At 41.5% G+C, this 11,208-nt stretch carries 10 protein-coding genes and 2 pseudogenes; 4 read left to right on the forward strand and 8 right to left on the reverse strand.

What is annotated here, in order from left to right; translation table 11 throughout:
• Positions 1-104: 104 nt before the first annotated feature.
• The 5 genes from ispD to FTU70_RS04225 form a co-directional block, all read right to left on the reverse strand.
• Positions 105-836, reverse strand: a complete 732-nt coding sequence (gene ispD, locus FTU70_RS04205; RefSeq protein WP_167846042.1) for a 2-C-methyl-D-erythritol 4-phosphate cytidylyltransferase — start codon at positions 834-836, stop codon at positions 105-107.
• Positions 793-1,197, reverse strand: a complete 405-nt coding sequence (locus tag FTU70_RS04210; protein ID WP_180060089.1) for a septum formation initiator family protein — start codon at positions 1,195-1,197, stop codon at positions 793-795. Before FTU70_RS04210 ends, ispD begins: the two co-directional genes overlap by 44 nt.
• Positions 1,198-1,210: 13 nt before the next feature.
• Entirely contained in the window at positions 1,211-2,500 is a 1,290-nt protein-coding gene (gene eno, locus FTU70_RS04215) for a phosphopyruvate hydratase (RefSeq protein ID WP_004973347.1), read from the reverse strand.
• A 73-nt stretch (positions 2,501-2,573) separates the two neighbouring features.
• On the reverse strand, positions 2,574-3,431 hold the full coding sequence (kdsA, locus tag FTU70_RS04220) for a 3-deoxy-8-phosphooctulonate synthase (RefSeq protein ID WP_004973345.1): 858 nt from the start codon (positions 3,429-3,431) through the stop codon (positions 2,574-2,576).
• A gap of 31 nt (positions 3,432-3,462) precedes the next feature.
• A complete protein-coding gene (locus tag FTU70_RS04225) occupies positions 3,463-5,103 on the reverse strand; it encodes a CTP synthase (protein ID WP_004973343.1) in 1,641 nt (546 codons plus the stop codon).
• Positions 5,104-5,329: 226 nt separating this feature from the next.
• Here FTU70_RS04225 and FTU70_RS04230 point away from each other — a divergent pair, with 226 nt between their 5' ends.
• On the forward strand, positions 5,330-5,749 hold the full coding sequence (locus FTU70_RS04230) for an internalin (RefSeq protein ID WP_096900861.1): 420 nt from the start codon (positions 5,330-5,332) through the stop codon (positions 5,747-5,749).
• A gap of 197 nt (positions 5,750-5,946) precedes the next feature.
• Here the strand turns inward: FTU70_RS04230 and FTU70_RS04235 are convergent, their stop codons facing one another.
• From FTU70_RS04235 to FTU70_RS04245, 3 genes are all read right to left on the reverse strand, one after another.
• Positions 5,947-7,053, reverse strand: coding sequence for a YheT family hydrolase (locus FTU70_RS04235; RefSeq protein ID WP_026438425.1), 1,107 nt, complete (start codon positions 7,051-7,053; stop codon positions 5,947-5,949).
• 90 nt (positions 7,054-7,143) lie between these two features.
• A complete protein-coding gene (locus FTU70_RS04240) occupies positions 7,144-7,557 on the reverse strand; it encodes a nuclear transport factor 2 family protein (RefSeq protein WP_004973337.1) in 414 nt (137 codons plus the stop codon).
• A gap of 140 nt (positions 7,558-7,697) precedes the next feature.
• The gene (locus FTU70_RS04245; protein ID WP_004973335.1) at positions 7,698-9,722 is read right to left on the reverse strand and encodes an NADPH-dependent 2,4-dienoyl-CoA reductase; all 2,025 of its coding nucleotides are present in this window, start codon (positions 9,720-9,722) and stop codon (positions 7,698-7,700) included.
• A 134-nt stretch (positions 9,723-9,856) separates the two neighbouring features.
• On the opposite strand from FTU70_RS04245, the gene FTU70_RS04250 reads away from it, so the two are divergent.
• The 3 genes and pseudogenes from FTU70_RS04250 to FTU70_RS14420 all read left to right on the forward strand — a co-directional run.
• A complete protein-coding gene (locus tag FTU70_RS04250) occupies positions 9,857-10,408 on the forward strand; it encodes a PadR family transcriptional regulator (RefSeq protein ID WP_004973333.1) in 552 nt (183 codons plus the stop codon).
• A gap of 125 nt (positions 10,409-10,533) precedes the next feature.
• Positions 10,534-10,981 (forward strand): annotated as a pseudogene (locus FTU70_RS04255) (alpha/beta fold hydrolase); the annotation flags it as partial.
• 160 nt (positions 10,982-11,141) lie between these two features.
• A pseudogene (locus FTU70_RS14420) lies at positions 11,142-11,208 on the forward strand (helix-turn-helix domain-containing protein); the annotation flags it as partial.

Genomic DNA, 11,208 nt, shown 5'->3' on the forward strand with positions numbered 1-11,208 from the left:
GACAGGATGGACAATTATAGAAGCAAAGCGGCACAGAGTGAATCATTAAAGCTTAATCGTTGAATATTCAAGTTTAACGCGGTGTTAATTACACTAGATTTTTATCATCCATGTTGTTGTGAGGCTAAAATTAAACGTGCCAGCTCTAAATCATCGGGATAGGTGATTTTAATATTATCCGAACGACCGTGCACAACATTTACAATTTGCCCTGCTGCTTCTAAAGCACTGGCCTCATCGGTAATCGTCAATTGCTGTTTTAATGCAGATTCAATGGCTGTTTTAAGCACATCAAGTTTAGCAATTTGCGGAGTTTGCGCTTGCCAAAGTTGGTCACGGCTTACCGTGGTTTCAATTTTTGTGCCTTGGCTTACCTTTTTTAAAGTATCACGCACTGGAATAGCCAAAATTGCACTTTGATCTGTTGCCAGTGCAGTCTGATACAACTGTTCAAGGCAAGCAGCTGTCACACAAGGACGCGCTGCATCATGCACCAAAACCCAGTCATCTACATGGGCGATTTCAGATAAATAATGCAGTGCATTCAAGACTGAATCCACTCGCTCTGCACCACCTACGCAAAAATGTGCTTTTTCTTTTTCTGCCAAGTTTAGGTTTTGCGCCACATCATCTGCTTGACCAATCGCCAAAACATAACCCGCTAAAGGCAAGTGATTTAAACGTGCGATGCTGTGCGCTAAGACTGTTTGATCTTGAATATACTGATATTGTTTAAGTTCAGTTCTAGAAAAACGACTACCAGAACCCGCTGCGGGAATAACCGCCCAAAGTTTAGGGTGTCGGGGCGGTTGCTGCTGTAGGTTGTTGTGATTCATTGGTGCGTAAATCTACTGTGGAATTTGGTTGAATATAAATTGGTTTATATTGTGTGCTGATGGTGCTCATTTGCACAAAGGTTTCATGTGGCTTAATTAAGCCTAAATCTAAACGGGCATGCTCTTCAATGGCTTCTACCCCATTTTTTAAATCATAAACTTCTGCTGCAAGTACACGATTGCGCTCCTTCAGCTCTGTATTTAATTCTATTTGTTGTTGGATTTTTTCTGTCAGTGCAGCATGGTCACGATAACCACCTTCACCAAACCAGTGTAAATATTGAAACCCTGCGATCAAAAAGATCGCAAGGCCCAACAATGCTTTACTCGCTTTGGAGTCAAATACATTTAATAATGACATCTACTAATTTCGCTTAGTTCAAACCTTTGAACTCAGCTTTACCGCGATATGCAGCATTCGTCAATTCTTCAATACGAAGTAATTGGTTATATTTTGCTACACGGTCAGAACGGCACAGTGAACCAGTCTTGATTTGACCTGCTGCTGTACCCACTGCAAGATCTGCAATTGTAGAATCTTCAGTTTCACCTGAACGGTGTGAAATAACAGTTGTGTAACCATTGGCTTTTGCAAGGTAAATTGCATCAAGCGTTTCAGTCAAAGTACCAATTTGGTTGTACTTGATCAGGATTGAGTTACCTACTTTTTCATCAATACCGCGTTGCAAGATTTTCGGGTTAGTAACGAACAAGTCATCACCGACCAATTGAATCTTGTCACCTAAGATCGAAGTAAGGTAAGACCAACCTTCCCAATCAGACTCATCTAAACCATCTTCAATTGAGATAATTGGATATTGATTTACAAGACCAGCTAAATAGTCAGAGAATTGGTTGCTTGTGAATGCTTTGTTGCCTTCACCTGCAAGAATGTACTGACCATTTTTGTAGAATTCTGAAGATGCACAGTCAAGCGCCAACATGATGTCAGAACCCGCTTTGTAGCCAGTCTTCTCAATAGCTTCAAGAATAACTGTGATTGCTTCTTCGTTAGAACGTAAGTTTGGCGCAAAACCACCTTCATCACCCACTGCTGTGTTTAAACCTTTTTGATTCAATACAGATTTTAATGAGTGGAAAATTTCTGCACCAGCACGTAATGCTTCAGAGAATGAAGTAAAGCCTACTGGCTCAATCATAAATTCTTGAATATCAACGTTGTTGTCTGCATGTGAACCACCATTTAAGATGTTCATCATTGGTACAGGCATGGTTAAAATGCTGTTGTTACGAAGGTCTGCGATGTATTGGAAAAGAGGAATTTTCTTTTCATCAGCAGCAGCGCGCGCAGCAGCCAAAGACACGGCTAAAGTTGCGTTAGCACCTAATTTTTCTTTGTTTTCAGTACCATCAAGCGCAATCATGGTGTTGTCGATGTCTTTTTGTTCAAACACAGACTTACCAAGTAAAGCATCACGAATTAAAGTATTGACGTTATTTACCGCAGTTTTAACGCCTTTACCCAAGTAACGTGCTTTATCGCCATCACGAAGTTCTAGAGCTTCACGAGAACCAGTTGAAGCACCTGATGGTGCACATGCACGGCCAACTACGCCAGATGCTAAGATTACGTCTGCTTCGATGGTTGGGTTACCACGAGAGTCCAAAATTTCACGTGCACGAATGTCAACGATTTGGCTCATGAACAATTCCTCAGTTGATTAATAACGTGATGCTTTAGGCATCAATGAGTCTATAATTTAATATGGATCTAATTTAGTGTGTATCTAGCTTTTGGAAACCTTTTACCAAGGTATCCAATTCTTTAAGCTGTGCCAAGAACGGCTCAAGTTGTGATAGACGCAATGCACATGGGCCATCACACTTTGCCTGCTCTGGTTCAGGATGTGCTTCTAGGAATAAACCTGCCAAGCCAGTTGCCATACCTGCACGTGCCAAGGTGGTAATTTGTGCACGACGACCACCTGCCGAATCTGCACGACCACCCGGAGTTTGCAAAGCATGGGTTACATCAAAGAACACAGGTACATTCATTTCTTTCATGATGTCAAAGCCCAGCATATCGACAACCAAGTTGTTGTAACCAAATGCTGAACCACGCTCACAAAGAATCAATTTGTCATTCCCTGCTTCTAAACACTTATGCAAAATATGACGCATTTCGTGCGGCGCAAGGAATTGTGCTTTTTTGATGTTGATAATGGCTTGAGTTTTTGCCATCGCTTCAACCAAATCGGTTTGGCGACTTAAAAACGCAGGAAGCTGAATAATATCTGCCACTTCTGCCACAGGCGCAGCCTGATACGGCTCATGCACATCGGTAATAATTGGCACATTAAAATGCTTTTTAATGTCAGCCAGCCATTCAATGCCTTTTTCTAAACCGGGACCACGAAATGAGTTCAGGCTAGAACGGTTGGCTTTGTCAAAACTGGCTTTGAATACATACGGGATATTTAAGCGTGTGCAAATATCCACATAAGTTTCAGCAATTTCAAATGCAAGGTCTTTAGACTCAAGTACATTCATGCCGCCAAACAATACAAATGGCAAATGATTCGCCATTTGTATATCACCCAAACGTACAATTTCTTGTGGTTTTAATTGTGACATTTCAACTTCCTAGTTTATCCCTAAAGCCATCTTATTTGGTTTTTTGATGCTGTTGTTTTGCCGCACCGATAAAGCCAGCAAACAATGGATGTCCATCACGTGGCGAGCTGGTAAATTCTGGGTGGAATTGTACCGCAATAAACCAAGGATGTTGCGGAATTTCAACAGTTTCAACCAAGTGCTGAATTGGTGAATAACCCGAAATTTTAAGACCTGCTTCTTCAAGCACAGGAATATAACGGTTATTCATTTCATAGCGATGGCGATGGCGCTCTACAATTTCTGCAGAACCATACACTTCACGAGTTTTGGTACCTTCAACCAATTCAGATTTTTGTGCACCTAAACGCATAGTGCCGCCCAAGTCAGAATCGACAGAACGCTGTTGAACTTCGCCGCGCTCATCTAACCATTCAGTAATCAAACCAATAAGTGGCGACTTAGTCGAACGGTTAAACTCTGTTGAACTTGCATCGGCAATACCTGCCACATTACGTGCATATTCAATCACAGCCAATTGCATACCCAAACAGATTCCCAAGAATGGGACACCGTTTTCACGTGCATATTTGATGGCTTGCATTTTACCTTCGGTACCGCGCTCACCAAAGCCGCCCGGAACTAAAATTGCATCGGCATCTTTAAGTACAGTATTAACGTCTTGGCTTTCAAGGTCTTCTGCATTGACATAGTCAATTTCAACTTTGACGCGGTTTTGAATACCCGCATGCAATAATGCTTCGTTTACAGATTTATAGGCATCTGGCAGTTCAACATATTTACCCACCATCGCCACACGAACGCTGTATTCAGGGTTCAATAATGCATCAACTACGTTATCCCAATCAGATAAATCTGCTTCTGGAAGATCATTGAAGCCAAAACGCTCACAAATTAAATCATCAACGTCTTGTTCATAGAATGTACGCGGAATTTGGTAGATGGTTTTGGCATCTTTACATACCACAACCGCACGTGCTTCTACGTTGGTAAATAACGCAATTTTACGGGTAGTGTCAGCATCAACATCATGTTCAGTACGGCAGATGAGAATATCTGGCTGAATACCGATAGATAACAATTCTTTAACTGAGTGTTGAGTTGGCTTGGTTTTTAACTCTGCCGCAGATTTGATATATGGCAATAAAGTTAAGTGCATGAGCATAGTACGCTTATGCCCTAATTCCACCATCAATTGACGTACAGATTCCATGAATGGGAGAGATTCAATGTCGCCTACTGTACCGCCAATTTCTACGATTGCGACATCGTAGCCTTCGCCAGCGCGAAGTACACGTTCTTTAATATTATCGGTAATGTGTGGAATCACCTGAACAGTACCGCCCAAGTAATCACCACGGCGCTCTTTGTTTAGAACGTCTTGATACACGCGACCAGATGTAAAGTTATTTAACTTGGTCATTTTCGCACGACGCAAGAAACGTTCGTAATAACCCAAATCTAAGTCAGTTTCGGCACCATCCTCTGTGACAAAAACTTCACCATGTTGGAAAGGACTCATTGTCCCTGGATCGACATTAATGTATGGATCCATTTTGACCATGGTTACTTTTAAACCACGGGCTTCTAAAAGTGCAGCAACTGAAGCAGCTGAAATACCTTTACCTAGTGATGAAACTACACCACCAGTCACGAAAATAAAATGGGTCATTGGGTTTCTCGTACAATCGAGCCTAAATCGGCCTGCAATGTTGCGCAATTTTACTTTACTCTGCACCAATAAAGCAAAGTCATTCCGCATCAATTCATAGAACAATAAACAATTGGTTATTCTATCAGCATTTCCTATAAAAAATTAGAACTTCTTGAGAGGATTTTCATCTGTCATTTTATTGCTATAATACGTCCGTCTATCCGATCTTTTATTTTGTGCAATTATGAATAAGAAACTTTTAATTTGTGGTGCAATTGCAACGGCGTTGTTATTAACTGCATGTGTAAAAAAAGAACAGCCAAAGCAAGATGAGCAAGAACAAGTAGAGGTTCAAACTGAACAAACTACTGAAACTGCTCAATTTGAACCACTAGAACCTGTTGAAAACATTCAAGATGCTGAACCAGAAGCGCCTGCACAGGTAGAAGTGGAGCGCACTGAAACAGTGAACACCACAACTGAAATCCGTCGTGAAACACCTGCACAACCTGCTGCTGCACCTGCGCCTGCGCCGAAAGCGGCAGCTCCTGTAGCAGAAGATAAACCAACTCAAGCACGTCCAAGCAATAACACAGGTGCTCAATCTGAAGATGATGCTGTTGCCGCTGCGATTGCTGCTGCAACCCCAGCACTTGAGAACTAAGTGCTCACTTAAAACTAAGCTTTAAGTTAAAGTCAGTTTTAAGGTGTAAGTTCTTATCTTAGATTTGAATTGACGTTAAAAAACCCAGTCATTGTGTACTGGGTTTTTTATTCATTTGGATGAGTCTTCGCTGAGATAACTCGTGAATACATTTGCAATACAGCTACCTATTTCTATATAGGTTTGTGCGCTTCACTTTAACTTGCCTGCAGCAACTGCGATTGCACTTTAAAATAATTAGAAATTAAACGCGATGCCCAAGATTTAGTAAAACCGACACCTTCATAAAAACCACAATGACTGCCTTTACGGGTCGTCACTACCATAATATTTGGCATTTTCCGTATGGTTTCTTTATAAGGGTCAAAGTTTTTGATGTGGCACACTGGGTCATCTTCTGCATTTAAAACCATAAGCGGAATTTTGACATTCTCAAACACATAAATTGGGTTAATGGCTTGTGTGTAGCTGTCATAATCTTCAAAACCCGCCAATTCAAAATACGCCTTTTCAAACTCTGCCAATGTAGTCGCACTTAACACTTGCGATAAAGATTTTACGTTTTGCCAAATGTCCTGATGGGGCTGAATAAAAAACTGGAATAATTTTTTGGTCATCACTTTACTGTAAAAAGGATGCACATGCTGAAAGCCTAGTTCAGTGTTATATCCTGGGCACAGTGCAAACGCGGCTTTAATTGGGGTTTGCTCGCCTTCTTCGCCCAAATAGCGCACCAATAATCCTGTCCCTGCGGAAGAACCAACAGCATATAATTCAGATTGTGGAAATTGTTGCTGAATAAACACTATTTGTTCACGCAAATCATGCGTCGAACCAAACAGATTCATTTGTGGTACAGGCATAGGTAAATTGCCATGCCCACGACGTAAACATAAGGCAATACGCCACTGTGTCTGCTGATGTAAATCGCGCACCAACTCACGCATACTTTCCAAAGAACCTGTAATGGTATGCATTAAAACAATTGTGGGAGTATCTGCAGGTAAGTCATAACCCACCCAAGCAACTGCGGTGATACCGCCATCTTGCATAGTGAGTTGATCAACCCGATCATACTGCTGACGAATGGTTTTCTTTTTAATTAAATCAAAATATAAAAGATGCGCATGTGTATTGGACAGCCACGGTGTTGGACGGTATTTTTCTTTGAGCTGTGGTAAATAATCCAATACCCGACGGATTTCTCCATGTGGATGATAATACAACGTCGGTAAATCTGCGCCTGTGACCTGATCTAAAACCGCTTGTGTAATTTTCGCTATTTTTTGTAATGTAGACATCATTTTACTCCCAAGCAATACATGCACTTTCAAGCATGCCAACCCGAAACCGATTTCTATAAAACAACTTCATTGCCATACACACGCGGTATTTTATTTTTCGGTTGGCATAAAGGCAGCCATACGTTGTCCCATTTGCACAGCCAATGCCTCTAAACCACTTTTCGGGCGAATCATCACTTCAAAGTCCACAATTTGTCCTTGTGTATTGAATTGAATCATATCAATTCCTTTAAGTTTTTTATCTCCCACATTGGCGGAAAATTCAAGTACAACATTGCAACCATCTTCAGTATAAAACTCACGGTGATAAGTAAAGTTTTCAAAGACCTGAATTACATTGGTCAAAATAAAAAATACCACTTGTTTACCCGCATAAGGTTGGTACGCTACAGGTGAACGAAACACCACATCATCTGCCAGCAATTCACTCAAAATAGACATATCATGGTTTTGCAGCATTGTATGCCAACGCTGTACCGCTAATTTTGTTGTTTCCAAAGTCATGTTAAGTTCCTTTTTTTTGTTTTGATATTTCATTTCTATGCAGAGTCCCTGAGTGAGACTGAAGCACTGCTGCACTGGGCAGAAGCGATTATTAACTCTCTCCCCAGCCCCCTCCCAAAGGAGAGGGAGAAGGAATTACATTAAATTTTCGCTGCCAATTCAGCACCCTGACGAATTGCACGTTTGGCATCTAACTCGCCTGCTTCTTTCGCCCCACCAATTAAATGCACATTTTTGCCTGCTGCCTGTAATTGCTCATACATGGCGGTGTAAGACTCTTGCCCTGCACAAATCACCACATGATCAACTTCGAGCACTGTACTTTGACCATTGACGGTGATGTGCAAGCCTTGATCATCAATCAGGTCATAACTTGCCCCTGCAATCATTTTAACGTCACGGTTTTTTAAACCTGTACGATGAATCCAGCCTGTTGTTTTACCCAAGCCAGCACCCACGGATGATGCTTTACGTTGCAATAAATAAATTTCACGTGGCGATTCTTCAACTTTTGCTGCTTTTAAACCACCGACATGCGCATAATTGGTATCAATTCCCCATTCATCGTAGAATTTTTCAGGATTTAGACTACCACTTTCACCTTCATGGCTTAAATATTCTGCAGTATCAAAACCAATACCACCAGCGCCAATAATCGCAACACGTTGACCTACAGGCTTACGCTCTTTTAATACCTCAATATAGCTCAGCACTTTAGGGTGATTAATACCTGCGATATCCAATTGACGCGGGGTTACACCTGTTGCCACAACCACATCATCGAAGTCAGCATTGAGCAATTGTTCAAAACTAGCCGTATGATTCAATACCAATTTAATATTCGGTTGCAGCTCAATTTGGCGTTTGAAATAGCGCAAAGTTTCGTAAAACTCTTCTTTACCAGGAATGGTTTTAGCAATATTAAACTGCCCACCAATTTGATTCGATGCTTCAAAAATCGTCACCTGATGCCCACGTTCTGCAGCATAGGTTGCAAAGCTCAAACCTGCAGGCCCTGCACCAATCACCGCAATTTTTTTAGTCTGTGTTGCTTCTTTAAAAATGAGTTCTGTTTCATGGCAAGCACGTGGATTGACCAAACATGAAGCAATCTTCATTGAGAAAATATGGTCTAAACAAGCTTGGTTACAACCAATACATGTGTTGATTTCATCACTGCGACCTTGCTCTGCTTTTTGCACAAAGAAAGCATCTGCCAACATTGGACGTGCCATCGATACCATATCGGCATGTCCTGCAGCCAAAACATGCTCAGCCATTTCAGGGGTGTTAATACGGTTTGAAGTGATCAGTGGCACTTTAACCAAACCTTTTAATTTCTCTGTCACCCATGTAAAAGCTGCGCGAGGGACTTTGGTAGCAATGGTTGGGATACGTGCTTCATGCCAGCCAATCCCTGTATTGATAATGGTTGCACCTGCTTTTTCAATCGCTTGTGCCAATTGCACCACTTCTTCAAAACTCGAACCGCCTTCGACTAAATCCAACATCGACAAGCGGTAAATAATAATAAAGTTTTCACCCACTTCTGCACGGGTACGTTTAACAATTTCAATTGGGAAACGAATACGGTTTTCATAACTGCCGCCCCATTCATCATCACGATGGTTGGTACGCGCAACAATAAACTCATTAATTAAATAGCCTTCCGAACCCATGATTTCGACACCATCATAGCCTGCGTATTGTGCCAATTTGGCACAATTCACAAAGTCGGCAATGGTTTGCTGTACTTCTGCCGATGTTAGTGCATGTGGTTTACTTGGGTTAATCGGTGCCTGAATTGCTGACGGTGCGACAATATCGGGCTGATAGGAATAACGTCCCGTATGTAAAATCTGTAAAGCAATTTTGCCGCCTGCATCATGCACAGCCTGAGTCACCACTTTATGTTTTTCTGCTTCTTGACGAGTATCAAGTTTATTGCCGCCCGCAAAGGTTAAGCCTGCATCATTCGGTGAAATACCACCTGTTACAATCAGCCCAACGCCACCTTTGGCACGCTCTGCATAAAAAGCCGCCATACGTTCGTATCCACCCGGTGCTTCTTCTAGTCCAACGTGCATTGAACCCATTAAGACCCGATTTTTTAAAGTGGTAAAGCCTAAATCTAAAGGCGCAAGTAAATGTGGATAGTCAGACATAGAATCTCCCTGCTGGCAAAAATGCTGGCTGTTTTATGCTTAATGCAACTTGTTGCATACTTTTATATTCTAGATTTAATTTTTATGCAACATGTTGCATAATTAAAGCTGAAAAAAATAAAGTTGCTCTGTTTATGTCGCTCGCTCACGTTTTATTGACCAGTTTAATTGAAAAACCCAGTAACGGTATTGAATTGGCACGCCGTTTTGACCGCTCTATGGGGTTTTTCTGGAATGCGACCCATCAACAAATTTATCGCGAACTAAATACAATGCTGAAAAAAGGTTGGATTTCAACCTTAGAAGATGAAGATTCTAGCAGTCGTAGCAAAACCTATCAGGTAGAAGCTTTGGGGCGGCATGAACTGGCAAACTGGATGGTCGAGCAAAGCCCGCCTGCACAATTACGCGAAGAACTTATGGTACGTTTACGTGCCGAAGCCCAACTTGGCGGCAACAGCGTCTTACCCGAACTAGAACGACATTTGCTGCTTCACAAAGCCAAGTTGCACACCTATCAACAGATTTTTGCCAAAGACTTTAGCCAAGCACCTGCGAACAACCGTACCCTGTATATTCATAAAATGATTTTGCAGCTAGGGATAGATCAGGAAATTGGCTGGATTGAATGGCTAGAAAATGTGATTCCTGAACTGAAAAAGTTTGATGCCGAAGCCTCATCTTAAAAGTATATTTTTAAGTAATAGCAACCACATCAATGTGAAATCAGGGTTGCTCACCATACAGAAATGATCAGGCTATGCTATAAAGAATAACGCATCTTTAATTACAACCATGCAAGGAAATGCTGATGCCTTTTTACCGCATGCCCGATGGCGAAGCTCTATTTGTACGTGAATTTGGTCAAGGTGAGCCTGTGGTTGTGCTTTCAGGTTTAGGCATGCACAGTTGGCAATGGTTGCCATTTCTGTATCAACATAAAAAGCAGTATCGTTTTATTATTCCAGACTGGCGTGGTTTTGGGGGTTCAAACCTGTGTGCCGTTCCAGAACTGGATGCTATTTCGAGCCATTGGCAAGATTTAAACAGTCTGCTTCAACAACAGAACCTGCAACAATTTAAACTGATTGGCTATTCCATGGGGGCAACCACTGCCATGCATGGCATGCAATATGGACAATTGGCTGCGCATTTAAGCAGTTATTTACAAATTGACCAAGCACCAAAAATTGGGGTAGATGAAAACTGGCCTTATGGCTTATTTGGCAATCAACATCAACAATTTAAACAGTTATTGATTCATCTGTCCGAGTTTTTACATGATCACGCGCAATATACTGATATTCAACAAATGGATGTGTTGCAGCGTAAAAACTTAGTCGAACTTTGGCTAGAATTTAAGTTGACAAAAATAACTAATCATGCGAAAAAGTTTTTTTAGTTAACAGATGCTCACACATGCCTCGAATTGTTTCTGTACCACTTAGTTTAGAACAGCGAGAACGACTCATTTTTCTGGCCAAGC

It is taken from the genome of Acinetobacter sp. YH12135, from assembly GCF_013418565.1.
Classification (GTDB): domain Bacteria; phylum Pseudomonadota; class Gammaproteobacteria; order Pseudomonadales; family Moraxellaceae; genus Acinetobacter; species Acinetobacter towneri.